Here is a 26,287-nt window from a genome sequence, read left to right on the forward strand (position 1 = left end):
TCTGAATTAGGAGGAATGAAAGTGAAAAAAATTAGTTATTTACTATTATTGCTACTTACAGCTGTGTTCGTGTTATCAGCTTGTGGAGCTGCAAAAGAAGATAAGGCAACAAAAGAAGACAACAATACAGGAGCCACAGAAAGTGATTTATTAGCTAAAGTTCAAGAAGATGGGGAGTTAGTAATTGGTACAGAAGGAACGTACCCGCCATTTACTTTCCATGATAAAACTGGTAAATTAACTGGTTTTGACGTTGAAATTGCTGAAGAAATTGCTTCGCGATTAGACGTTGAAGCTAAATTTATGGAAACGCAATGGGATGCAATGTTTGCAGGACTCGACTCAAAACGTTTTGATATGATTGCCAACCAAGTAGGTATTAATGAAGAACGTATGGAGAAATATGATTTCTCTGACCCATATATTTCATCTGCAGCTGTTTTAGTAACACATGCAGATAATGCAGATGTAAAAAGCTTTGAAGATATTGAAGGTTTAAAATCAGCACAATCTTTGACAAGTAACTATGCAGAAATTGCTAAATCAAATGGTGCTGAATTAGTAGGTGTTGATGGTTTTAATCAAGCAATAGAATTGTTAAACTCAAAACGCGTAGATGTAACGATTAATGATAATTTATCAGTTTTAGATTTCTTAAAACAAAAACCAGATGCAGCCATCCAAATAGTCGACGAAGCTGACGATGCAGCACAAAGTGGATTGATGTTTAATAAAGGGAACGAAACTTTAGTAGAAGCAGTAAATGAAGCGTTAAACGAAATGATTGAAGACGGCACATACGATAAAATTTCAGATAAATGGTTCGGCGAAAATGTTTTGGAATAATTTCTCCATCGATCCTGAAAAAACGGAGCGATACTTAGATATCGCACAATCATCCCTCCTGCCATTGCTGGAGGGTGCTCTTGTATATACGCTTCCTTTATCACTTATTACTTTCGTTTTGGGACTTATATTAGCTGTACTCACAGCTATAGCCCGCATATCAACAGTTAAACCTTTGCAATGGATTGCACGTTTTTATGTTTCTGCGATTCGTGGTACACCTTTGTTAGTTCAACTATTTATTCTGTTTTATGGGTTGCCATCTGTTGGAATTGTCATTGATCCATTTCCTGCGGCTGTTATTGGCTTTACATTAAACGTTGGGGCTTACGCTTCTGAAGTTATTCGTGCAGCTATTTTATCCATTCCAAAAGGGCAGTGGGAAGCTGCACATATGATTGGGATGTCATATTCTCAATCTTTGCGACGCGTTATTTTACCGCAAGCGACGAGGGTTTCTATTCCTCCTCTATCAAATACATTCATTAGTTTAGTGAAGGATACATCTTTGGCTTCCTTAATCCTTGTGACGGAGATGTTTAGACGGGCACAAGAAATTGCAGCGACTAACTATGAATTTTTACTTTTGTACACGCAGGTAGCAATTATTTATTGGATTATTTGTTTCTTCCTTTCGCTTATCCAAGGTCGATTGGAACATCGCTTCGATCGCTATGTATCGAGCTAAATCAACTGAATGGATGAAGAAGAAAGGAGCATAAGATGATTTCAATAAATGGATTACACAAACAATTTGGTGAGCTTGAAGTGTTAAAGGGTATTGATTTACAAGTCAACAGAGGACAAGTAATTGTTGTCATTGGCCCTTCTGGATCAGGTAAAACGACACTACTAAGATGTTTGAACATATTAGAAGTTCCAACATCAGGTAGCATTAAAATTGATGATCAAACAGCGGATTTCTCTAAAGCAGTAGGTAAAAGAAAAGTAGATTTACTAAGAAGAGAGTCTGCGATGGTCTTTCAACACTATAATCTATTTCCTCATATGACCGCTCTTCAAAATGTCATGGAAGGTCCGATTATCGTGAAGAAGACGCCAAAAGCTGAAGCCCTAAAGAAAGCTCAGGAGTTGTTGAACAAAGTTGGGCTTGGTGACAAGCATGATTTTTTCCCTCACCAATTGTCTGGAGGGCAACAGCAACGTGTCGGAATCGCGAGAGCGCTAGCATTGGAACCGAAAGTGATGTTATTTGACGAACCAACTTCTGCATTAGACCCAGAGCTTGTAGGAGAAGTGTTACAAGTAATGAAAGACTTAGCTGGCGAAGGCATTACGATGATCGTTGTCACACACGAAATGCGATTTGCCAAGGACGTAGCTGACGAAGTTATCTTTATGGATCAAGGTAAAATTATTGAACGCAGTAAGCCTAGTGATATGTTTACACATCCGAAAGAAGAACGCACAAGACAATTCTTAAACTTGATTCAATAGGAATTTCAATTTAATAAATAAAAAAGAGATTGTTCATAGAGAACAATCTCTTTTTTGTATATGTAGGAAGCATAGCGGTTAGATTGTCAGTAGTAGAAGTGCTTCGACCAACTCTTACATATTTAGTTGCGAAGGATGATATAGACCATGTACACAATGTAGGAAAGAGCTAGGAATAATCCTTCTCGTTTTCCGATTGTAAAATGAGTTAGAGCGAAAATTAATACAATCACGGTAAAGGCAATTAGAAGGATCATGTCTGTAAATAATGCGCTGTTCACACCGATTGGAGAAATAGTAGCAGAAGCCCCCAGCACAAAAAGAATATTGAATATGTTACTACCGATTATATTACCAAGCGCAATTTCACTCTCTTTTTTCAAGGCAGCAATGATGGATGTGACAAGCTCAGGCAAAGATGTACCAACTGCCACAATCGTTAAGCCAACAAGGGCTTCACTCATACCAAGAGAAAGGGCGATGTCTGTACTATTTTTAACGACCAAATCTCCTCCAAATACAATCGCTGCAAGACCGGCTAAAGTGAAAGTTCCATTTTTGAACCAACTTTTATCTTTTTCAGCAATGTGAGGTTGTATCTCTTCCACATCATTTCTGCTTTTTCGTGCAAGTTCGTAAACATAATAAAGAAAGACCGCGAAGATTAATAAAAGAATAATGCCGTCACTGCGAGTCAAAAGGTTCGAAGTAAAGTTTTGTAAAAAGGTGTCGGCCATTAACACTAGTAAAGTGATGCCGGCCAGGAATGAGAACGGAATTTCTTTCCGAATTGTTTGGCTTTTTACAAGCAGGGGTGCAATAAATGCAGTCATACCTAACACAAAGAGCGTATTAAACATGTTACTTCCCATTACGTTCCCAAGTGACACATCATCGTTGCCATTTAACGCAGCAATAATACTGACCGTCGCCTCAGGAGAACTTGTTCCGAAAGACACGATGGTCAGACCAACAAGGATAGGTGGTACACGAAGGATCGCCGAAATATTTGAAGCGCCCTTTACAAAATAGTCGGCCCCTATGATAAGTAAAGCAAAACCCACTACTAATAATAGATATGTCATCATAAAACCTACTTTTTTTATTTAATGTTATCAAATTGTGAGTCCATTATGCCATTGATAAGCTGTTTGATTTGAATCAGTAGGCAATTATTGCTTAAACTACTGAGAAAGGAGGAGTTTCTATTATGAACAAATTTCGAGTAGAGCGCGATTCCATAGGTGAGATTCAAGTACCCGCTGATAAAATGTGGGGTGCACAAACACAACGTAGTAAAGAAAATTTTGTAATTGGTACTGAATTGATGCCTATAGAATTAATTCATGCATTTGCTGTTTTGAAGAAAGCTTGTGCGAAAGTGAATCATGATTTAGGTAATTTAAGCGAAATAAAAATGCTGGCGATTTCACGTGCGGCTAATGAAATTCAACATGGGAAATGGGATGAACACTTTCCGTTAGTCGTTTGGCAAACGGGAAGTGGTACACAATCAAATATGAATGTGAATGAAGTAATTGCGTATCGCGGAAATCAATTGTTGAAAGACGATGGAAGTGACGAGAGACTTCATCCAAATGATGATGTGAATAAATCCCAAAGTTCAAATGACACTTTCCCTACAGCCATGCATATTGCGGCTGTAAAAGTTGTTCAGACCATGTTGTTGCCGGAGCTAACACGTCTTCGAAAAACATTCAGTAATCAAGAAGAGGAATTTAAGGACATTATTAAAATTGGTCGAACACATTTGCAAGATGCCACACCATTAACGTTAGGTCAAGAAATCAGTGGCTGGAACCATATGGTGGTTAAAAGTGAAGAGATGATTCGCGAAAGCCTTATTCATGTGTCTGAACTTGCCATTGGTGGGACAGCTGTTGGTACTGGTATTAATGCACATGCAGAGTTTGGTATACGCGTAGCTACTGAAGTGAGTGCTGAAACTGGCTTTACGTTTGTGTCTTCGGAGAATAAATTTCATGCGCTAACGAGTCACGATCAATTAGTGTATTCGCACGGTGCACTGAAAGCATTGGCTGCTAATATGATGAAAATCGCAAATGACGTTCGTTGGTTAGCGAGTGGACCTAGAAGTGGGATTGGAGAAATTACGATACCTGCAAATGAGCCTGGTAGTTCCATTATGCCAGGAAAGGTCAATCCAACACAAAGTGAAGCGATAACGATGGTTGCGACACAAGTCGTGGGTAATGATGCGACAATCGGATTTGCGGCAAGCCAAGGAAACTTTGAACTGAATGTATTTAAGCCGGTTATTATTTATAACTTTATACAATCAGTACGTTTACTAAGTGACAGTGTGCGAAGCTTCCATGATCATTGCGTTAGTGGGATAAAACCAAATATGGAGAAACTTTCACATAACGTCAGCAATTCATTAATGCTGGTAACTGCATTAAATCCACATATCGGTTATGAAAATGCAGCGAAAATTGCTAAGCAAGCACATGAAAATGGAACTACATTAAAAGAGTCTGCACTTAAAAGTGGATTGATAACAGAAGAAGATTTTAACCGCATAGTCGACCCTGCCAAAATGATTAAATAAACTCGCATTGGAAATCTTTCGATGATTTTTTAAAATGGGGAAAATAGGGTGAACAGGAATAAATCATGTTTGAACGGGATTAAATCAATTTGAAACGGAATAAACTACTATCGAACGGGAATAAAGCATTCCTAAACAGGAATAAACTTAATTAAACAGGAATAAACAAAAGAGGGTGGTCTAAGTGACGAGGTGTCACTTAGACCATCCTCATTATTCTTTAGACAGCAAGTAGGCTTCTTATAGAGAGACCTGGAAACTTATGTGCACCAGAACGAGATTACTAAGATGATTGTTAATTTAAATCAGTTGGAAATTTCTGTGCTTCTTCAGAAACGACAAATGCGAGATCATCATTGCCGAATAATTGGAGTACTTCAATGAGTGTGCTTGACTCAATATCTAAATCCATAGGTTCGTTGTTTTCGATAATTGTTTTGATGGCTTCATTGGGTCCTTGAGCTGGGTAAGCTTTTTGATAAAGTGAAAAGGGGTCAATGTCATGATTTTGGCACCATTGCACAAATAGTTGGATCATGACTTGTTCATCTTCTTGATATTTTTGAATAATATATTCCGTTATGCTTTTTTGATCCATTGTCACGTACTCCTCTAGTTTGAGATAATGTTATATATGAGAAAAAAACGATAAAGAATGAGTTTGTACCCGTAATTCGTACATCGTATCATTTTTGGGGGGAGGGGCTCAAACCTTTGAGTGCGGTGTTACAAGAAAAAGGGTAAGATAAGATAATATCAGTTTGAAATGGGTGAAGAAATGAAGGAACATACAAATAGTAATTTACACGATTTAAAACCAAGAATAGTAGAATTAAAGGATCTACCAGATTTACTAGCTTTGCAAAAAGTTGCGATAGCTCATTTGGAGTCCAAAGATGTACTGCAGCCTTCAACGGTAGAGGAATTTGAATTTATTTTTAGTGGTAACGGGTTCATACTGGGATTGTTTGACGGGAAAAGATTAATTGCTTTTCGTGTCATGGTCGTTCTTCCATTTGATGCAGAACATTTGGGATTAGATGCTGGGCTATCTAGTGAGACGTTGGAACGGGTCATTTATCAGGACTTGTCTATTGTACATCCAGATTATCGTGGAAAAGGGCTTCAAAAGAAGATGGGTGAGATGGTGATGGCTAAAGTGGATCCATCTCGCTTTGATTATGTATGTGCAACAGTTGCACCGTTTAACATTCCAAGTCTTAAAGACAAATTTGCGTTAGGCCTGCACATTGTTGCATTGAAACTAAAATACGAAGGCAAACTTCGTTATGTGTTTATGAAAAAGTTACATGAAGAGCAACTTGTCGACACTAGTATAGAAGGACGACTAATTGCGATGGATGACAACCAGATGCAACAACAGACTTTGAGTGAAGGTTTTATTGGAGTAAGTATGGTAAACGAAAATGGATGGTTCATTCAATACCGTAAGAGTTGTTAAAGTAAGGAATAAAGAAAAAGTAAGCACATCCAAAAGGAAGTGCTTACTTAAACCATCCTTTTTCTTTAAATCTTGAAATCGCTTCAATACGGTTACTGACGTCCAATTTATCTAAAATTACGGAAATATAGTTTCTGACAGTTCCAGTTGTAATGTACATTTGACTCGCAATTTCCTTCGTGTTTTTTCCGTCTGCAATGAGTTCTAGAACTTGGTGCTCACGCTCAGTTAAAGGGTTATCTTCTCCACTAAAAGCAAGGTCTATAAGTTCAGGAGCATAGACGCGACGACCTTCCATAATACTACGGATGGATTTAGCTAAATCTTCACTCGGACTATCTTTTAATAAATATCCCATGACATTTGCTTTTCGTGCTCGCTCAAAGTACCCTGAACGTGCAAAAGTAGTGAGAATGATTACTTTGCAATCATGTTCCTTTAACTCTTCAGCTGCATCTAAACCAGTTTTAGAAGGCATTTCAATATCCATGATGCAGACATCTGGATTTAGTTGGTGAACCAAAGTAAGAACTTCAACTCCGTTAGAAGCTTTTCCTACAACCTCCATGTCATCCTCCAAATCGAGTAATGAACCAAGTGCACCAAGTAACATACGTTGATCTTCTGCTAGTACAATACGAATCATGATAATTCCTCCTTAACCGATTGTAAGATGACGTGTGGGATTCGAATATTAAGGGTTGTGCCACCAACTCCCGAAATTTCTAATACCCCGTTAACGAACTCTAAACGTTCTTTCATTCCGCGTAAACCGTTTCCTTCTGAAAATTGGGTATGCGCCTCAAATCCAATTCCATCATCTTGTATTTGAAGAAATAATTCATTTTGTGTTTGTTTAATCAATACATGACAAAATGTGGCGTTACTATGTTTTACAACATTAGTGACCGCTTCTTTTAAACACATGCTTAACACATTTTCAACGAGCAAAGGTGTATCTCTTAACCCTGGATTTCCTTTTACACGAAAATCAATTTCAGCTGCTTTTAAGATTTGTTGTACACGTAAAAGTTCATCTTCTAATTTACCTGCGCGCATATTAGAAACGAGTTCACGAACTTCTTTTAACGCAATACGGGCGGTGTAGTTAATATCACGAAGCTCAGCTTTTGCTCGAAGAGGATCTTTTTCGATGACTTTGCTCGCTAAATCACTTTTCAACCCTATTAAAGATAGCTTTTGTCCTAATGTATCGTGTAAATCACGCGCAATTCGTTGACGTTCCTGAATGATAAGCAATTTGGAAATCCGTTTGTTAGCATCTTCTAATTGGCCTTCAAGCTGCTCTTGTTTATTACGATTGTACGAATTAAAAGGCAATAAAATAACGCCAATTACACCGATTAGAATAAAAGGGAACTGAGATACAAATATGTCGGACTGAGTAAAAAAGCCAATACTAACAGACACAATCGTTGTGACGAGGTGAACGACATACATCGTGATAAATCCTGCTTTGTTCCGAATGTTGCCGATAAAAAAGGCTAAGAATAAAGAAAAGTAAAGGTATCCAAACAAGATGATTAACGTAATACTAATGGCAATTTGACAAGCAATCCAAACGTACATGCGCCAGCCTCTAGAAATGAATGATTGGCGATAGGTTAAAAAGAATGCTACTACTAAAAGTAATCCTAGAAAACTTTCCGATGGTGAATACGATTTGAAAATATAAAACAATGGCAAAACACAAAATATAATCCAAATATAAATACTGACATAAGGGTTTTTAGGGAAAATTTGATACCAGCTTTGCATACATACCTCCAAAATTTCATGAACGATTGACTTGAGAATAGTATAACAGACAGAAAAACCATTCCTTTAGCGGAATGGTTTTTCGAGTATATAATTTTACTTAATATGGATGCTTCTTTTTATATATAAGGTTTAATCTTTGATGGGTATTAATTCTATTCTAAACAGAAAATAACTAATTCCAAATTATCTTTATTAGTCACATATTTATTTCCACTCCAAAATACCAGTCAAATCCGAATAAATGCTATCTGGGACTAAATTAAGTTCTTCAGTTGGCAAGTTGTTGCGATTAATCCATGCTGTTTGAAAACCAAAGTTTTTAGCTCCCGAAATATCCCAACCATTTGATGACATGAATAAGACCTCTTCTCGCTTTACTCCTAATGTATCAAGTGCATGACGATAGGAGGTGAGTGTAGGCTTGTATTGTTTAACTTCATCGATACTAATCGTGTAATCAAAGAAATTAGAAAGCCCTGAATTTTGAATAAGGGGATCTAACATATCATGGGATCCATTAGAAAATACAACTAATTGTTTATGTCCTAATTGTTTCAGCACACTTTGCACTTCCGGATAAGGCGAAAGCTGTAAATAGGCTTCGAGCAACTGTTTCTCGTTTTGCTCATCTAATTGTTCATGATGTTCTTTGATTGCATACTTTAAGGCATCATGCGTGATTTTGAGAAAGGGTTCATAATTCCCCATTAATTGTCGTAAGAAAAAGTATTCGATTTGCTTTGCACGCCAGGATTGACTAATTTCATCCCCTTTTTCAGGATATAGATCATTACATACTTTCTTAAGAGAATGAACGTCAAAAAGTGTACCGTATACGTCAAAAATAAAGGCTTTAATAGAAGTTTTCATATAATCCCTCCTTTTCATTATAAATTTTAATAGATTTTTAACCTAAGTCTATTCATATAACCGTTTATACTGATTCATAAACTATTGGTCAATGCTTTGTTTGACTTTCCATCGTGTATCTCCATGAAAAGACATTGCTTCTGGATTATTGATAGTTCTTGTGTGAATGGGATGCTGATAACAGATTACGTAATGTAAAGAATACATCCACTTGTTCATTTCCATGGATTTAAATCCGGGAGATGACGATGACATTCTGACACAGAACTGCTAAACGTATACGAGTAATAACCCCGTTATGATGGTTAATCCCTGATGGGTAAGCCAAAGAAGCGTTTATTATCTTCTGCCCCTAGACGAGACCATGATTATATTCAGGTAGTTATTTTTAATAGTATTTTAAATCTGGAACTATGTACAGGTGACAACAGGTATTTGCAAACAGATGCACTTGCTCGATATGGGTGTGTGAAATTTGAAATAGGATAATGCAAATATTTTCTTATGAATACCCATCATCAGATTTCTATTACATTCGACAAAATTAGAAGTTATCAGTCTACGATAAATCTTCACAATTAGTCAAATAAGAGATTGGCATCATTCTTTTACAAAACCAACTAGTAATAATAAATCATGAGAGAATTTTCCTAGTTATTTTATTTTAATTAGTGTAAAGAGACCAGTTTGAGAAATCAATCTTATTTGGTGATCTCCTTTTGTGAAAGAAACCGAAGCGCCTTCTACCTCTCCCTGCTTCCATCCATTTGCTTTGAGGACAATTTCATATCCAAATGGTATACCACTTCCTGCAGTTGCTCGGGACCAATCATAAAACTTAACATCTTCCATCTCTATAAGCAGTACAGCAGTTTTAGGGATTGGGAAGTTAGATAACTCTTCCAATGGCTGATACGCAAAAAACGTTGTGTAATAAAAGAATCCCCCAACTACCAATAATAAAGCCAGTGTCATTCCAACTTTTTTCTTCATTTCAATTCTAATTCCTTTCTAAAGAAAAATTATTATGATGTACAATTGTCTTTTATAATTCGAATATTTTTCATACATATTCCTAAAAAAGGAAAGTAAGGCTGAAAAATGGTGGAATATTAAGCTATCGATAGAAGTTATTATATGATGAATTTTGTTGATAATAATTAATAGATTAAATGGACGCCCTCAAATAGATGGCATTCCTTTTTTACTATACCCCAAAATCAATTTTTTATGTGCGACGGTTTTGAGAATCGTGTAATTGCTCACATCACTGAAGAATTGAAAAAAGAGATTAGATCCTATCGATAAAACATATTACAATGGTTGACCGAAAATTTAAATATATTCCTTCATACTTTCCACATATTTTCTTGTTAGCCTTATAAAAGGATTTGAAAGAAACAGGAAGTGTAGCATAAAGGTTATTTAGTATGAAATAGGAAACTACCGTGGGGCCATTACCATATAGAGATATAAGTTTCTTTCTTGAAAGCTATGACAAGGACATTGTAATAATAGAAAGGACGTTAAAGAAGCATGTATAGTTTATTGTCTGAAATCAGCACGACCATTAGTGAACCCTTTTTCGTTTTTGTACAATCATTTTCTGACTATCCATTGTTGGTCACCTTTTTTCTGGGAATTATTGGAGCCGTGGCTCCATGTCAATTAACAGGAAATATAAGTGCTATTACTTACTATGGAAACCGTACCATACAAAATCGAACAGATTGGCTAGATGTTCTATCTTTTATGTTCGGAAAAATTTTTGTGTTCAGCGTATTGGGTTTATTCGTTTGGCTGTTTGGTCAAACGTTTGAACAAAGCATCATAACCTATTTTCCTTTTTTGAGAAAAATAGTAGGGCCATTAATCATTTTTGTAGGTCTCGTATTGCTAGGTGTTTTCAAGCTTAACCTGATTAATAAACTTACAAGTACAATTCCACTTCGACTTCGAAAGGGAAGACTAGGTTCTTTCTTAATGGGAGTCAGCTTTTCAATTGCTTTTTGTCCAACGATGTTTGTTCTATTCTTTGTTTCACTCATGCCATTAGTTTTAACTTCATCTTACGGTTTTGTATTGCCAGCAGTGTTTGGAATCGCAACAACCTTACCTTTATTGATAGTTATTGCCGTCATGTGGTTCCTGGAAATAGATAAACATTCAATTAAGAATACTAAAAAAATCGGATTAATTATTCAAAAATCTGCTGGAGTCCTACTTATCATTATTGGAATACTTGATACGATTACTTATTGGGGGTTTTAAAAAGTCCACCAGGTCTACGAAATATTTTTGCAAGTGTAGTGCTTAAAAATAGGTAATAAAAATGAGCACTTTTTTATAATTGAGATTTGGAAAAGGTTTAAGGTTGCAAGGTTCCTTGCGACGAATAATGGAAAGAGCTCAAGCTAGCGACGGGCACACACACGCGGAAGGGAATTTGAAGGATTGTCTAAAAATACGAAAAACACCGATTGGAGTGACATTGTCACTTCAATCGGTGTCTTATAAAGGTTTTGTTTAATTTTGATTAGAAGTTTTAGCATTTATCAAATGCTTAACATCTTTAAATGTAACGAACGTCTTCTTCGATTCATCATATAGACGGAAATTAAACGATTTCAAACTTGTTTTCAAGTTAATAGTTGTAGCTTGATGAAGTGGTGGTGAAGACTCATGTGCTTCTTCTAATTTATAGTTCGGAATACGTGGGCTTAAATGGTGCACATGGTGATAACCAATGTTACCAGTTAACCATTGAAGTACTTTTGGTAATTTATAAAATGAACTGCCGTCAACCGCAGCTTTTACGTAATCCCATTCTTCTTCTTCTACGAAGTATGAATCTTCAAATTGGTGTTGAACATAAAATAACCAAATACCAAGTGATCCTGCAACAATCAATAGAGTTCCTTGAATGATTGCGAATGCTTGAATGCCAACTAACCAAATCATGAAGCCATACAAAGCAACGATTGCTACGTTGATTAAGTACGTATTCATTTTTTCTTTTTTACGTGCATCTTTACGATTGAAACGGTTTGAAACTAAATATAAAAATAATGGACCTAAACCGAACATCACAAGTGGATTGCGATATAAACGGTAACCGAATCGACGACCTGGTGAAGCTTCAATATACTCGTCAATCGTCATAACCCATACATCGCCAGTTCCGCGTTTGTCTAAGTTACTGCTTGTTGCATGATGAATTGAATGATCACGTTTCCACTTTTCAAAGGCGAAAAGGGTAATGATTCCAGTAATGCTTCCTAAAATTGCATTTGCTTTTTTACTTTTAAAGAATGAACCATGCGTACAATCGTGAAAAATGATGAAAATTCTAATGACAAATCCTGATGCTACTATCGCTAATGCTACTGTAAGGAATACTGAAATTTCTAAACTCTGATAAGCCAAAAACCAAAGGATGAAAAATGGGGGAATCGAGTTAATGATTTGTTTTACACTTGCTGTCGTATCAGATTTTTCAAATGGTGCTATTAATTTTCGTAACTGCATTGTTTTTTCTTTACTCATAACGTCCTCCTGGAAAAGATATATTTGAATTTTTTCACTAAAAATCTTGTTACATTAAGAATAGGGATTAGGAGCAGATAATAAAAGACATAAACGTCAAGTGACAACCATGACAAGTGTCATATAGGTCATGTTGTTTAGTAGATAGAAGGTACTTAACCATATTTTTTGTAATTATCACTAATCGATACGAAATATTTGAGATAATCAAACTTATTAGATAAGTTTCCCTACTTTTCTTAAGTTATTTAGGATTAAAAAATGTAACGTACGTATGCTACAGTAATACATAGAGTTTAGATAGGAGTGAACAATTTTGACTAAATTATTAAATGTGAAAAAATTTATTGGGTTAATTGAAAAGGAAGCTGACATCATTATTCCAATTGCAAATGGTGAACCAATTCGCTTATTGGATATTTTAGAAGAACATGCAAGTGAATTAAATGGTGTGAAAATTCATCAAATGTTGGCGTTGCACCCTCGGAAATATATTATGGGCGAGATGCCAGGACAACTTACACATGTGTCGTATTTTTTAAGTGGAGCAACGCGAAAAACCTACCAACAAGCTAAAATAGACTTAGTACCAAACAATTTTCATGAAGTTCCACGCATGCTGTCAAAAGTAACTAAGATGTCGATGATTTTTTCAGTAGCAACGCCAATGGACGAGCATGGTTATTTTTCGCTAGGCACACAAGCCGATTATATAGCCGAGTTTATTGGAAAAGTTCCCTTCATATTAGAGGTTAACCGCAATATGCCGCGTACTTTTGGACATAACCAAATTCATATTAGTCAAATTGCTGGATACGTGGAGCATGATACGCCATTAGCTGAAGAAGTAGTTCCTGAAATAGGGGAAAATGATATGCGCATTGCGGAAAAAGTAGCTGCTGATATTCAAGATGGAGACACACTTCAAATCGGAATAGGATCGGTTCCAAATGCAGTCATGAGTTTATTGAAAAACCATAGAAATCTCGGTATACATACAGAAATGTTGCCAGACGGAATTGTAGACTTAGTCGAAGCAGGTGCTATTGATGGCACGAAAAAATTCACCAATAAAGGTAAGATTGTTGCAACATTTGCATATGGAACAAAGCGTTTGTATGACTTTATTCATAACAACTCTTCTGTAGAGTTTTTACCTGTAAGTTTAGTCAACGATCCTCGTGAAATTGCCAAAGAAGAGAATATTGTATCCATTAACGCGTCTACAGAAGTTGATTTATTTGGTCAATGTGCATCTGAAACGGTCGGTGGAAAATATTATTCATCCAGTGGTGGACAAATTGATTTTGCGCGAGGAGTACGTTTTGCGGAAAATGGAAAAGGCTTTATTTGCATGCATTCCACAGCCAAAAATGACACGATTTCAAGAGTTAAACTGGATTTGACACCAGGCTCGGTTGTGACAACTGGTAAAAATGATGTTGATAACGTCGTAACCGAATACGGTATCGCGCGTCTTCATGGTCGATCTATTAGTGATCGAGCGAAGCAATTAATTAGTATCGCACATCCAAAATTCAGAGACGAACTAACTGAACAAGCACTTGAAAGAGGCATTATTAGAAAGTAAAAAGTATGACTATTTATAGAAGTATAAAGTGCTAGGCAACTTGGAGTTAAGTAAACTAATTTGCCTAGCACTTTATTTATCTTTTTGAAACCATTTCCAATTAAAAATGTAAATACAAGTAATAAGTAAAGATATTTTAAAAGTGAAAACAAATTATGACACAGAAATTATTTGAAATAGTAAAAGGGGTGAAATATGGTAACCGTCGCGATAGTTATGTTCTCTATAATTACAATTTTTGGAATTATTACGGAATACATGAAAGACAATAATAAGGTGAAAGCTAAAATGCTAAATGTGGAGTTAGAACTTGAAAAGGTGAAGCAACAGAATTTTGTTGTAGAAACTGAAAAAATGAGACTAGAACTAGAAAAAATGAAATTGGATTATACGAAGACGGAAGATCCAGTGATGTTAGCGATACAACAAGATAAAACAAAAATGTTGTAATTAAATAAAATGACTCAAAACATCGTTATACAACGACGTTTTGAGTCATTTTTACTATTAAGGTCACCGTGATACATATTGTATTGAAAATCAGCGAATTTGTTGCTCACTCCATAACCACAGACCTTTTGCGAGATGTGGGTCTTGTGCGAGCTTTGACATAGGAGCTTCTTTCATTTGATAAAAATACCGTCCACTTACAGTAGATAGCTCTTCGCTAGTTGCTAAAAAAACTGCTGTACGTGCACCTTGTGTTGGAGTCAAAAAGAAGGGTTTTAACAATTTGACTAGAACGCGTCCGAAATCTGTCCTTCGATCAATCCCTATATTTGTTGAAACAGCTCCAGGATGTACCGCATTTATCGTTACGTTTGTTCCTTCTAGTAGTTTAGTGAACTCATGCATAAAGAGTAAATTTGCTAATTTAGATCGACCATATCCTTTCATTACATTATATCCACGGGACATGTCCATATCCTGTATATCGATTTTACCCCATTTGTGAGCACCAGAAGAGACCACGATAACTCGTCCTTGTGTTGAGAGTTTCAAGTCATCCAGCAGTAATTTTGTTAAATAAAAATGACCTAAGTGATTTACCCCGAGCTGGGCTTCGTGTCCTTCTGAAGTGATTTCACGCTTTATATTTACGACACCTGCATTATTAATGAGGACATCTACATGATCAAACTTTGCATGGAAAGTATCTGTGAATTTCCGAATGCTTTCGAATGAACCAAGATCTCCATGGATAAGTTCGATTGAACTTGATTGACTTTGTGAGATTGCATCTTTTAATGCTATAAGTCCTTTTTGCTCGTTACGGCACATCATTACGACATGAAATCCTTGTTTAGCAAGTTCAATCGTTGTGGCAAGACCCATTCCAGAGTTTGCGCCAGTTACAATAGCAATTTTCTTCATCTCAAGTTCACCTCATTATTAGGGAAGAGCAGGTACTTAAAATAGACGTTTAATATAGCTGCCCTTGTTTGTATAAAACGGTAGATAGGCGAGTGACTGAGTGAATATAGCAATTTTGACGAAGTGGGAAAGGATCACCGAAATATTGTGGAAGAATACCATCTAAAGTGTGCTTCATTTTGTCGAATAATTGATTATGCACTTGTTCCTCTGTGTAAAATTGTGTTTCGCGACCTTGTAACCATTCTAAATAAGAAACAATGACACCACCTGCATTCGCTAAAATATCAGGTATGATAATTACTCCTTTATTACTTAAATAATCATCAGCTTCTTGAGTAGTTGGAGCATTTGCACCTTCAACAATGATGCGCGCTTTTACTTCTGTTTTATTATGATCATGTAATTGGTTTTCAAGTGCTGCTAAAAATAATACATCGACATTCATTGTTAAAATATCTTCGCGAGATTGAATTTCGGCATGTACGCTTATTTCTGTCAGCTGTTCTACAGATGTTGGCAAGTCGCCTTGATTCTTCGCAATAAAGTCAATAAGTGCAGGGATATCTAGTCCATCAGCGTTAAATAAAGTCACATTGCGGTCACTAACAGCGACAACTTTATTGTGAATATACTTACACTGAGATGCTTCTAATGCAGTAACTGAACCGACGTTCCCAAATCCTTGGACGGCCACAGTCAAGGGACGATTCATGAAATCGAGAGCAGTTTTGGCAAATATATTTGTAGAAGTTGCCAATGCCTTTTCATTTGCTATGACATAGTCATGCAATAAATAGCGGAATGAAAAGTATACGCCTTTCCCTGTAGCTTCACGACGACCTAAAGAGCCGCCATTTACAATGCTTTTTCCTGTGAAACTGCCTAGGTACTGACTTCCTGGATTAATTTTTTTATACTCAGCCATCATCCAATCCATTTCACGTTCTCCTGAGCCAACATCAGGTGCTGGAATATCTTTATCTGGTCCTAATACGTTATTGAAATAGCGTACGTAATTTACACAAATGAGTTGTAATTCTTTTTCTGAAAATTCTTTAGGATTGATGGAGATACCGCCTTTGCTCCCTCCAAAAGGAACGTTATGAAGGGCGTTTTTCAAAGTCATTAAAAACGCTAAATTAACAACATCCTCTTCATTAACCGTCTCATGAAAACGGATTCCTCCTTTATAAGGACCTAAAGCATCGTTGTGATGAACGCGATATGAAGGAATTCGTACTACTTCTCCGCCCTCTAACGCGACGCGTAAAAATGATTTATGTATTTGATTCGGTGTGGAAAGAATGGCATTGAGGGAAGTGAATGCTGTTTTGCGCATATCACCTTGTAATTCAGGTAAAAATGATTCATTTCCTAATAATGCATTTAATGATTGTTGAACAATTGACCGTGTTTGTTCTTCCATGTATATTGCACCTCCGGTAATAATATCGTCTAGTCTATTTATACCCTAACAAGGATGATGTAATCATTCAAAAGGATAGAAATTATTCTTTGCTTAAAGAATATATGTACTGAAATTTCATATGGATTAGTTCTTATTTTATGTCTATCGAAACTTTCAAAATAGGGTTGTTACCAAAATAAATAGACAGTTTATCCATATCGTCCATTGAATGACTCTGTTCATTTTACAGTGTGTCTAATGATAGGAAGAAGTTGGTAAGCTATAATATTAATGTAGTCTGAATATTGAAACAAATGTGTAGAAGGTAATTAAAATGTTGATTTTGACATATAGAGATATAGCTTAGAAAAATCATGAAAATAGATAATTTATCCATAAGGGTAATTAGACAAAGATTTCAACGAAATTGAAAGGAGCTGAAAGTATGCAAACTGAACAAAAGAATCAGTTAGAGGAAAAAGATGAAAAATATCTTTGGCATTCGATGAAAAAATACAATCCTTCCACAATGGTTGTCAAATCTGGCCAAGGAGCATGGATTACGGATACAGAGGGGAACAAATATTTAGATGGTATGTCTGGTTTATGGTCAGTGAACGTTGGTTATGGAAGAAAAGAATTAGCGGAAGCTGCGTACGAACAGCTGCAAGAATTACCTTTTTATCCTTTAACACAAAGTCATCTTCCTGCAATTAAATTAGGGGAAAAGTTGAACGAGTGGTTAGGTGATGAGTATGTTATTTTCTTTTCAAACAGTGGTTCAGAAGCGAATGAGGTAGCATTTAAAATTGCGAGACAATACCATCAACAAAATGGGGATCACGGACGATACAAGATAATTTCACGTTATCGTTCTTATCATGGGAGTTCAATGGCAGCGCTTTCAGCGACAGGTCAGGCTCAAAGGAAATACAAATATGAGCCACTGGCACAGGGGTTCTTACATGTAACTCCACCTGACAGTTATCGCTTTCCGGAGTATCATACGGCAAAATCATTTAGCAAAGCATGTGCAGAAGAAATTGATCGTACGATGAAGTGGGAACTGTCTAACACCATTGCGGCAGTAATATTGGAACCAATTATTACGGGTGGTGGTGTTCTTATTGCGGATGAAGACTATATGAAGCAAGTAAAAGGTATTTGTGAAGAAAACGGGGCCTTATTGATTTGTGATGAAGTCATTTGTGGTTTTGGGCGTACTGGTAAAGCTTTTGGTTTTATGAATTATGATGTCAAACCAGATATTATTACAATGGCAAAAGGTCTAACCAGCTCGTATCTTCCTTTATCTGCAACGGCTGTGAAACGTGAAATTTACGAAGCGTTTAAAGGCACAGATGACTATGAACATTTCCGCCATATCAATACGTTTGGAGGAAATCCTGCTGCATGTGCTGTAGCCCTTAAAAACTTAGAAATTATTGAAAGAGAAAACCTAATTGAACAATCAAGTCGTCTAGGAATTAGATTATTAAGTGAATTGGCTGAACTAAATAGTCATCCAAATGTAGGGGATATTCGTGGTAAGGGATTATTAATCGGTGTGGAATTAGTAGAAGATAAAGAATCGAAAAAACCACTAGAATTGAAAAAAGTGAATGAAATGATTGCTGCATGCAAAGCAAAAGGACTTATTATCGGAAAAAATGGTGATACCGTAGAAGGCTATAACAATGTTCTCACTTTAGCTCCACCGTTAAGCATGACTGAAGATGAGTTTACATTCCTTGTTAAAGTGTTTAAAGAAGTCATACATTCACTTTAACAGGCGAATATTTCTACTTATATCTAAGGATGAATCTTTCTTATGTAAGCCTTAGTCTGAGAACGATTAAGGCTTTTGTTTGCCCAAGAAAGAAATAATCCAAATGAATAAAGGAAAACCGGATTCTATAACGAATGTAAGTAAAGTGTTGCCATTTAAAAAGTCAGAATGTTGAATTTTTTTCAGTGACTACATGATGGTTATAAAGAAGAACTGCTCTACGATTTCTGTTTAATAAATAATGCATGTTTTCATGACGATATTAAATTTAGAAAAGGGGACTTTGTATATGACTAATAAAGTGAAAATCGGGTTAATTCAAGCATCCAATAATGTTGATGGAAATGAACCTGTTCAGCTTCATAAAGATAAAGCAATTGAAAAGCATATTAAATTAGTAAGAGATGCCGCCGCTAAAGGTGCTCAAATTATTTGTTTACAGGAAATATTTTATGGACCCTATTTTTGTACAGAGCAAAATTCGAAATGGTATGAAGCTGCAGAAGAAGTACCAAACGGACCAACGACGATTCAATTCCAGGCGTTAGCTAAAGAGCTAGGAACGGTTATTGTATTACCAATTTATGAACGAGACGGTATTGCTACTTACTACAACACAGCAGCTGTCATTGATGCGGATGGTTCTTATCTAGGTAAATACCGTAAACATCATATTCCACAAGTCAATGTTGGGAATGAAGGAAATGGATTCTGGGAGAAATATTACTTTAAGCCAGGGAATTTAGGGTATCCCGTCTTTGACACTCAGTTTGCAAAAGTGGGCGTATATATTTGTTATGATCGCCATTTCCCAGAAGGTGCAAGACTACTAGGTTTGAATGGAGCTGAAATTGTTTTTAATCCTTCAGCGACTGTAGCGGGACTATCGGAATATTTATGGAAACTAGAACAACCAGCTCATGCCGTTGCCAATGGTTACTATGTAGGGGCAATTAACCGTGTGGGTACAGAAGGTCCTTGGAATCTGGGAGAGTTTTATGGTCAGTCATATTTAGTTGACCCAAGAGGAAGCATGGTATCAATTGGTAGTCGTGATCAAGATGAAGTCGTTATTGGCGAAATGGACAAGGCACTAATTAGAGAAGTACGCAACACTTGGCAATTTTTTAGGGATCGTCGACCAGAAACGTATGGAGCAATGTCAAGTATCAATGAGTAAATCCTTAATTACTTAAGATAGTAGCTCAATTACTCTATTTTTTCACAATGGGAGGTATGAAGATGAGAGATGATAATAAAACCTTTGTTTCATTGGCTACATTAAACCGGAATTTTGAAGAAGTGAAAGCCGGTCTTACACCGGCAGAGGCAATGGATGAATCCAATCGTTGTCTCTATTGTTACGACGCGCCGTGCATTCAAGCATGTCCGACAGCAATTAATATTCCTTCTTTCATTAAAAAAATTGCTTCTGGAAATTTAAAAGGCTCAGCCACAACTATTATGGAGGCAAATCCAATTGGGGCCAGTTGCGCTCGCGTGTGTCCGACTGAAGAACTTTGTGAGGGAGCATGTGTGTTAAATCATTCGACCAAGCCAATAATGATAGGAGATTTACAGCGCTATGCCACGGATTGGGCGATTAAAAATGAACAAATATTATTTAAAGCAGGGGAAAAGAATGGAATGAGCGTCGGCATTATCGGCGGGGGTCCCGCAGGCTTGTCAGCTGCTCGAGAACTTGCACGCTTAGGCTACGAAGTTACGATTTATGAATCGAAATCAAAAGCTGGTGGACTAAATACGTATGGAATTGTGTCTTTCCGCTTACCACAAAAAGTAGCTCAATGGGAAGTTGACCAGGTAGTAAATTTAGGTGTTCAAATCAAAACAAATATCACTGTAGGACAAGATATTAGTGTTAAAGAAATTCTCGAAACCTATGATTCTGTCATTTTGGCTGTTGGTATGTCAAAAGGGTCAATGCTTCAAATTGAAGGAGAGGAGTTAAAAGGGGTTCACGATGCGATTCAGTTTGTAGAAGATTCAAAAACAAAAGAGATAACAGATGACTTAGTTGGCAAACGTGTCGTTGTAATCGGAGCGGGGAATACGGCAATTGATGCTGCTACTTGCTCTGTAAGGTTAGGCGCAGAAAATGTGAAAATTCTGTATCGCCGCTCTCAAAAAGAAATGACAGCCTATGAGTTTGAGTATGAATTCGCAAAGCAAGATAACGTTGAATTCAGATGGCTAACAGCACCAACTCGTTTAATTGGGGACAATAATGGCCAATTAAAGCAAATGGAATGTATCAAGATGCAATTAGGTGAACCAGGAACTGATGGACGCCGTCGACCTATGCCTGTTGAAGGCTCTCAATTTATTATAGAAGTTGATGCGGTTATTAAAGCGATTGGTCAAACGAGATACCTTAATTTAATGGACGCATTTGGACTCGAGCAGAAAAAGGGCGTCGTGAAAATTGATCTCGAAACATATCAAACGTCCAATCCCAAAGTGTATGCAGTAGGTGATTTCATATTCGGTGAAGGCCAAGGAGAAGCAATGGTCGTTTCAGCAGCACAGCATGGAAAAAAAGCAGCCTATGCCATTCATCAACAACTAAAAAAGATAGGTATCGAAAGCGCATAATCAATAAAATAAGTAGTCATTTACTATCATTTGCTTAGGAGGAATTCTGATGGCGGATTTAAGGAGTAATCTTGCTGGAATCGAGTCACCAAATCCATTTTGGCTGGCCTCGGCACCACCAACAAATTCAGGGTATCAAGTTCAGCGTGCTTTTGAAGCGGGCTGGGGTGGAGCGGTTTGGAAAACCTTGGGTGAACCAATCATTAATACCTCTTCAAGGTTTGCTGCAGTTAATTTTAATGGAAGAAGAGTGGCCGGTTTTAACAATATTGAACTGATTACCGATCGTCCACTTGAAGTGAATTTAAAAGAAATTTATGAGACCAAAAAGAGGTTTCCTAATCACGCAATTATTGCCTCATTAATGGTTGAACCTAGCAGAGAAAAGTGGCATGAAATTGTCAAACGAGTAGAAGACGTTGGAGTGGATGGCCTTGAGTTAAATTTCGGATGTCCTCACGGAATGGCAGAACGTGGGATGGGCGCAGCTTCAGGACAGCAGCCGGATCTCGTTGAATCACAAACGATGTGGGCGAAAGAAGTAGCTAGAACCCCAGTCATTGTGAAGCTAACGCCGAATATAACCGATATAACGATGACAGCTAAAGCTGCTGTAAGAGGTGGAGCAGACGCTATAAGTATGATTAATACAATAAATAGCTTAGCAGGAGTCGACATAGATACATGGAATACAATTCCGAATGTTGCAGGAAAAGGGGCTCATGGTGGCTATTGTGGACCAGCGGTTAAACCGATAGCGCTAAATATGGTCGCTGAATGTGCAAGAAACGCAAATATTACTATTCCTATATCAGGTATTGGTGGCATTTCAAATTGGCGAGATGCAGTTGAATTCATGTTGATGGGATCTACAAATGTTCAAATTTGTACAGCTGCCATGCACCATGGATTTAGTATTGTCGAAGATATGATTGATGGACTTAATAACTATCTTGACGACAAGGGGATTTCATCGGTTAATGAACTTATTGGGAAATCGGTAGAGAAGTACTCCGATTGGGGAAATTTAGATTTAAATTATCGTACAGTAGCAAAAATTAATACGGAAGTTTGCATCAATTGCAATAAATGCCACATTGCCTGTGAAGATACAGCACATCAATGTATCGATATGCTTACAGATCCAAATGGGAAAAAATATCTTAAAGTTCGCGAAGCAGATTGCGTTGGATGTAATTTATGTGCCATTGTATGCCCTGAGGAAGGGGCAATCAGTATGTTAGAGCTTCCACGCGAGAAAATAGCTATGTCTTGGAATGATCGTCAACACGCATTTGCTAGTTTAAAAGGATAACAAAATCTATTTTCTACATTGAAAAGGAGAATTGTTATGAAAAAAATTATAAAAAATGGAACGATTATTACGGCTACAGAAACGTTTAATGCGGATGTGCTTATTGATAATGGAAAGGTCACAGCAATCGGTTTAGATCTGCCAAGTGCAGGCATGGAAGTTATTGATGCGAAAGGATGTTATCTATTCCCAGGCGGGGTCGATCCGCATACTCATCTAGAAATGCCATTTGGTGGAACGGTAAGTAAAGATGATTTCGAGTCAGGGACAATCGCAGCTGCGTTCGGTGGAACAACAACAATTATTGATTTTTGTTTAACAAATAAAGGTGAGCCACTTAAAAAAGCGATTCAAACTTGGCATGCAAAATCTAAAGACAAGGCAGTAATCGATTATGGATTTCACTTAATGATTGGGGAAATAAATGAACGTGTTTTAGCTGAAATCCCTCAAGTCATCGAGGAAGAAGGCATCACGTCTTTTAAAGTGTTTATGGCTTACAAAAATGTTCTTCAGGCAGACGATGAGACGTTGTTTCGAACTCTTGTAATGGCAAAAAAACATGGAGCTCTTGTAATGGTTCATGCTGAAAATGGAGATGTCATCGATTATTTAACAAAAGAAGCGTTAGCAGCAGGAAACACTGATCCAATCTATCATGCGCTGACGAGACCACCTGAAATCGAAGGGGAAGCAACTGGAAGAGCATGTTTATTGGCAGGTTTAGCCGACTCCCAGTTGTACGTAGTTCATGTCACTTGCGCAGAAGCGGTTGATAAAATTGCAGAGGCGAGAAACAAAGGATTTACAGTGTATGGGGAAACTTGTCCTCAATACCTTGTTTTGGATCAATCGGCTCTTGAAAAACCTGGTTTTGAAGGAGCAAAATACGTATGGTCTCCACCTTTACGAGAAAAGAAACACCAACAAGCATTATGGAACGCATTAAAAAGTGGTCAACTTCAAACACTTGGCTCTGATCAATGCTCTTTTGATTTTCATGGACAAAAGGACTTGGGGAAAGGTGATTTTACCAAAATTCCAAATGGCGGTCCTTTTATCGAAGATCGATTTAGTGTGCTTTTTTCAGAAGGAGTTAAAAAAGGAAGAATCAATGTTAACGAATTTGTAGATATCGTATCGACTCGTTCAGCAAAGTTATTCGGTTTATTCCCACAAAAAGGAACGATTGCTGTTGGAAGTGATGCGGATATCGTTATTTTTGATCCTGAAATAGAGCGGACCATTTCAGTTAACAGTCATCATATGGCCGTTGATTACAATGCATTTGAAGGGTTGAAGGTGACGGGGGAGCCTGTTTCTGTCCTTAGTCGTGGAGAATTTGTCATAAGAGACAAGCAATTCGTTGGTAAACCAGGCAAGGGGAACTATTTAAGACGAGGCAAGCATGTACAACTTTCTAACCATGTAAAAGTAGAAGCACTACAATAGTATTTTTACCAAACGATAAGTCAATTGAATATATGTAGCAGGTGTTACTAAGGTGAAAAGCTAAAAAAGGGAGAAAAAATAATGAAAAAAACTTATTTAAAGTCCCCTGATTTACTTCCTATTGCGCATAAAGAAAGAAAAATTGGTAGGTTTGGGTTTTCTAACATGTGGATTGGGATGGCTGTGGTTTTAGCTGCATTTGCAATTGGGGGTTCAGGAGTCCAAAACCTATCTTTAGGATGGGTTGTGCTTGCTACATTAATTGGTGCACTAGCAATTGGATTTTTTATAACATTAACTGGAGACATTGGTATTGAACATGGCTTATCCTTCCCGGTTTATATGAGAGCACCATTTGGTACGCTAGGTACACATATACCATCCATTGTAAGAGGGATCACTGCTTCATTTTGGTTCGGTATTAATACGTATTTCGGATCGGCTGCGTTAAACGGTATTCTATTTACTTTATTTGGATTTGATAACTGGTTTTTATGTTATGTTTTATTTGCAGCTGCACAACTTATTAATACATCACTTGGTATTAAAGCTGTCGAGCGTTTTGCAGATTTAGCAGCACCCATTATCATTTTAATTTCGATTTGGATATATACATCATTATCAGATTTGGCCATTCAAGAAGGAAGAAATGTTTGGTCTTGGATTGAGAGCCCGGTTACTGGTGCTGCTGTTTTTACAGCATTTGTAGTAGTCATTTTTACTAACATGGGCTTTTGGGCAACATTAGCAGCCGATATCCCTTCTATTTCACGATTTGTAAAGGCTCCTCAACATGAAAAGAATTGGTTTAAACGCAATAAAAATGCAATCATCGGAAATATGATTGCCTTGCCGCTTACACAAACTTTCATGGTTGTAATTGGTGGGGTTTCTTATATTGCAGTAAAGAATTATGATCCAATTGTTGCCTTACAAGAAGCTGCAAGCGGGATTGTTCTTGCTGTCTTACTTATTATGATTGTTTTCGCACAGTGGTCAACAAACGTTTCAGCTAATTTAATACCAGCAGCAACGATTTTTTCTAATGTTGGCGGTCCTAAAGTTCCTTTTTATGTCGGTGTAATAATGGCGGGTGTTATTGGGACGGTTGTTCAACCTTGGAATTTGTTTAATATAATTATTCCTTTTCTATTAACGATTGGTGGAATTTTATCAGCGATTGTCGGAATTTTATATGCTGACTATTATCTTCTTAGAAAACGGAGAGTCAATGTGCCGGATTTATATGAAAGCAAGGGACAGTATCGATATTTAAATGGTGTGAATTTAGCAGGAATGTTGTCGTGGATTGTAGGAGGTTTAGCGGCTTTTTGGTTATCAAACTATTCATTTATAGTTGGTTTTGTTGTCGGAGCGGCTTGTTATTATGTACTAGCTAAGTATTGGTGGTTCAAAAAGTATCCTCAAAGTGAAATTCAGAATCCAAGTGATGAGTTATTTCTAGGAATTACAGTAGGAAGAGATTGGATAATTTTAGACTATGAGGATGAAGAAGAGATTTTACCAAAGAAAGCAGTCGGTTAGTCTAATGCTGAAAAGTAAATAACTACTGAGGAGGTTAGCTTATGAGTTCGTCTAAAGAATATGACTTGGAAAAGGAAAAAATTGATTTCTACATGAATAGTGGGTACGAGATTACTAAAGTCACAGAATCTCTAGATGGAGAATTCATTGAATTTGAACAACCAGAAAATCCTGAAGATAAACAGAAATTGGTGCTATATACAGCAGACGGCAGAAAATATCTTTCTACTTTTGTTTTTGAACAACAAAAGAAACGATTAGTAATAGATAAATAATAATAGGTTTGAAGTGGGATGTTGATATTTACTCAACATCCTTTTTTTACAAAATAAGAAAGTAAATAAATTTAGTGAGCCATGAATCCAGTATTCGCGGTATTTTAAGGAGTAGGTTCTAGTATGAATACCGCTGATTTGCGCCAATCGGACGCTTTCCACGGGGTGGGCGGAGAGCCTCCTTGGGTCGCTAGCGCTCCACTGCGGGGTCTCGCCTATCCCGCTGATCCCGTAGGAAAGATATTGGATGAACTGTCATTCGTCCAATATCTTTGCGACGAGTAACCGCAGGAGCACATGTTTTCGCAGTGACGAGGAGACTGAGGCTCATGCCCGCGAAAAGCGTCCACCGTAGCGGAAAT

General features: G+C 37.1%; 24 protein-coding genes. 15 read left to right on the top strand and 9 right to left on the bottom strand.

What is annotated here, in order from left to right; translation table 11 throughout:
- Positions 1-21 precede the first annotated feature (21 nt).
- The 3 genes from C406_RS0105845 to C406_RS0105855 are packed head-to-tail and all read left to right on the top strand — an operon-like array spanning position 22 to position 2,304.
- A complete protein-coding gene (locus C406_RS0105845) occupies positions 22-846 on the top strand; it encodes an amino acid ABC transporter substrate-binding protein (protein WP_017379664.1) in 825 nt (274 codons plus the stop codon).
- Positions 833-1,534: an amino acid ABC transporter permease gene (locus C406_RS0105850; RefSeq protein ID WP_017379665.1), complete on the top strand. Its 702-nt coding sequence runs from the start codon at positions 833-835 to the stop codon at positions 1,532-1,534. The genes C406_RS0105845 and C406_RS0105850 overlap by 14 nt, the downstream gene beginning before the upstream one ends.
- Before the next feature lie 35 nt (positions 1,535-1,569).
- Entirely contained in the window at positions 1,570-2,304 is a 735-nt protein-coding gene (locus C406_RS0105855; protein WP_017379666.1) for an amino acid ABC transporter ATP-binding protein, read from the top strand.
- Between the two features lie 122 nt (positions 2,305-2,426).
- Here the strand turns inward: C406_RS0105855 and C406_RS0105860 are convergent, their stop codons facing one another.
- The gene (locus C406_RS0105860; protein WP_017379667.1) at positions 2,427-3,389 is read right to left on the bottom strand and encodes a calcium/sodium antiporter; all 963 of its coding nucleotides are present in this window, start codon (positions 3,387-3,389) and stop codon (positions 2,427-2,429) included.
- A gap of 125 nt (positions 3,390-3,514) precedes the next feature.
- Here C406_RS0105860 and fumC point away from each other — a divergent pair, with 125 nt between their 5' ends.
- Positions 3,515-4,897: a class II fumarate hydratase gene (gene fumC, locus C406_RS0105865; RefSeq protein WP_017379668.1), complete on the top strand. Its 1,383-nt coding sequence runs from the start codon at positions 3,515-3,517 to the stop codon at positions 4,895-4,897.
- A gap of 295 nt (positions 4,898-5,192) precedes the next feature.
- Here the strand turns inward: fumC and C406_RS0105870 are convergent, their stop codons facing one another.
- Positions 5,193-5,495, bottom strand: coding sequence for a hypothetical protein (locus tag C406_RS0105870; protein ID WP_017379669.1), 303 nt, complete (start codon positions 5,493-5,495; stop codon positions 5,193-5,195).
- Positions 5,496-5,675: 180 nt separating this feature from the next.
- Between C406_RS0105870 and C406_RS0105875 the strand changes: the two genes are divergently transcribed.
- Positions 5,676-6,359 carry a GNAT family N-acetyltransferase gene (locus C406_RS0105875; RefSeq protein ID WP_155966702.1) on the top strand — a complete coding sequence of 228 codons (684 nt, stop codon included), beginning with the start codon at positions 5,676-5,678 and terminating at the stop codon, positions 6,357-6,359.
- Positions 6,360-6,402: 43 nt separating this feature from the next.
- On the opposite strand, the gene C406_RS0105880 is transcribed toward C406_RS0105875, so the two are convergent.
- The 4 genes from C406_RS0105880 to C406_RS0105895 form a co-directional block, all read right to left on the bottom strand.
- Entirely contained in the window at positions 6,403-7,005 is a 603-nt protein-coding gene (locus tag C406_RS0105880; protein WP_017379671.1) for a response regulator transcription factor, read from the bottom strand.
- Positions 7,002-8,138: a sensor histidine kinase gene (locus C406_RS0105885; protein WP_017379672.1), complete on the bottom strand. Its 1,137-nt coding sequence runs from the start codon at positions 8,136-8,138 to the stop codon at positions 7,002-7,004. Before C406_RS0105885 ends, C406_RS0105880 begins: the two co-directional genes overlap by 4 nt.
- 207 nt (positions 8,139-8,345) lie before the next feature.
- Positions 8,346-9,011 carry a haloacid dehalogenase type II gene (locus C406_RS0105890; protein ID WP_017379673.1) on the bottom strand — a complete coding sequence of 222 codons (666 nt, stop codon included), beginning with the start codon at positions 9,009-9,011 and terminating at the stop codon, positions 8,346-8,348.
- 654 nt (positions 9,012-9,665) lie between these two features.
- The gene (locus C406_RS0105895) at positions 9,666-10,004 is read right to left on the bottom strand and encodes a hypothetical protein (RefSeq protein ID WP_017379674.1); all 339 of its coding nucleotides are present in this window, start codon (positions 10,002-10,004) and stop codon (positions 9,666-9,668) included.
- Between the two features lie 543 nt (positions 10,005-10,547).
- On the opposite strand from C406_RS0105895, the gene C406_RS0105900 reads away from it, so the two are divergent.
- Positions 10,548-11,282, top strand: a complete 735-nt coding sequence (locus C406_RS0105900) for an urease accessory protein UreH domain-containing protein (RefSeq protein ID WP_017379675.1) — start codon at positions 10,548-10,550, stop codon at positions 11,280-11,282.
- A gap of 255 nt (positions 11,283-11,537) precedes the next feature.
- On the opposite strand, the gene C406_RS0105905 is transcribed toward C406_RS0105900, so the two are convergent.
- Complete coding sequence (locus tag C406_RS0105905; RefSeq protein WP_017379676.1) at positions 11,538-12,557, bottom strand: fatty acid desaturase; 1,020 nt, start codon at positions 12,555-12,557, stop codon at positions 11,538-11,540.
- 316 nt (positions 12,558-12,873) lie between these two features.
- Here C406_RS0105905 and C406_RS0105910 point away from each other — a divergent pair, with 316 nt between their 5' ends.
- Entirely contained in the window at positions 12,874-14,148 is a 1,275-nt protein-coding gene (locus C406_RS0105910; protein ID WP_017379677.1) for an acetyl-CoA hydrolase/transferase family protein, read from the top strand.
- A 195-nt stretch (positions 14,149-14,343) separates the two neighbouring features.
- Positions 14,344-14,598 (top strand): hypothetical protein, encoded by a 255-nt coding sequence (locus C406_RS0105915; RefSeq protein WP_017379678.1) that lies wholly within the window; start codon positions 14,344-14,346, stop codon positions 14,596-14,598.
- Positions 14,599-14,688: 90 nt separating this feature from the next.
- Here the strand turns inward: C406_RS0105915 and C406_RS0105920 are convergent, their stop codons facing one another.
- Together C406_RS0105920 and C406_RS0105925 are read right to left on the bottom strand one after the other, a co-directional pair.
- Positions 14,689-15,522, bottom strand: a complete 834-nt coding sequence (locus C406_RS0105920; RefSeq protein WP_017379679.1) for an SDR family oxidoreductase — start codon at positions 15,520-15,522, stop codon at positions 14,689-14,691.
- 49 nt (positions 15,523-15,571) lie between these two features.
- Positions 15,572-16,951, bottom strand: a complete 1,380-nt coding sequence (locus C406_RS0105925) for a Glu/Leu/Phe/Val family dehydrogenase (RefSeq protein WP_017379680.1) — start codon at positions 16,949-16,951, stop codon at positions 15,572-15,574.
- Positions 16,952-17,378: 427 nt separating this feature from the next.
- On the opposite strand from C406_RS0105925, the gene C406_RS0105930 reads away from it, so the two are divergent.
- The 7 genes from C406_RS0105930 (at position 17,379) to C406_RS0105960 (ending at position 25,925) form a co-directional block, all read left to right on the top strand.
- Complete coding sequence (locus C406_RS0105930) at positions 17,379-18,722, top strand: aspartate aminotransferase family protein (protein ID WP_017379681.1); 1,344 nt, start codon at positions 17,379-17,381, stop codon at positions 18,720-18,722.
- Between the two features lie 289 nt (positions 18,723-19,011).
- Positions 19,012-19,902 (top strand): nitrilase-related carbon-nitrogen hydrolase, encoded by an 891-nt coding sequence (locus C406_RS0105935; protein WP_017379682.1) that lies wholly within the window; start codon positions 19,012-19,014, stop codon positions 19,900-19,902.
- Between the two features lie 62 nt (positions 19,903-19,964).
- Positions 19,965-21,338 (top strand): NAD(P)-dependent oxidoreductase, encoded by a 1,374-nt coding sequence (locus C406_RS0105940; RefSeq protein WP_017379683.1) that lies wholly within the window; start codon positions 19,965-19,967, stop codon positions 21,336-21,338.
- A gap of 49 nt (positions 21,339-21,387) precedes the next feature.
- Positions 21,388-22,653 (top strand): NAD-dependent dihydropyrimidine dehydrogenase subunit PreA, encoded by a 1,266-nt coding sequence (gene preA / locus C406_RS0105945; protein WP_017379684.1) that lies wholly within the window; start codon positions 21,388-21,390, stop codon positions 22,651-22,653.
- A 36-nt stretch (positions 22,654-22,689) separates the two neighbouring features.
- The gene (hydA, locus tag C406_RS0105950; RefSeq protein ID WP_017379685.1) at positions 22,690-24,105 is read left to right on the top strand and encodes a dihydropyrimidinase; all 1,416 of its coding nucleotides are present in this window, start codon (positions 22,690-22,692) and stop codon (positions 24,103-24,105) included.
- An 81-nt stretch (positions 24,106-24,186) separates the two neighbouring features.
- A complete protein-coding gene (locus C406_RS0105955) occupies positions 24,187-25,650 on the top strand; it encodes an NCS1 family transporter (protein WP_017379686.1) in 1,464 nt (487 codons plus the stop codon).
- Between the two features lie 41 nt (positions 25,651-25,691).
- Positions 25,692-25,925: a hypothetical protein gene (locus C406_RS0105960; protein ID WP_017379687.1), complete on the top strand. Its 234-nt coding sequence runs from the start codon at positions 25,692-25,694 to the stop codon at positions 25,923-25,925.
- Positions 25,926-26,287 lie beyond the last annotated feature (362 nt).

Origin of the sequence: Paenisporosarcina sp. TG-14 (assembly GCF_000297555.1) — a bacterium.
Classification (GTDB): Bacteria; Bacillota; Bacilli; order Bacillales_A; family Planococcaceae; genus Paenisporosarcina; species Paenisporosarcina antarctica.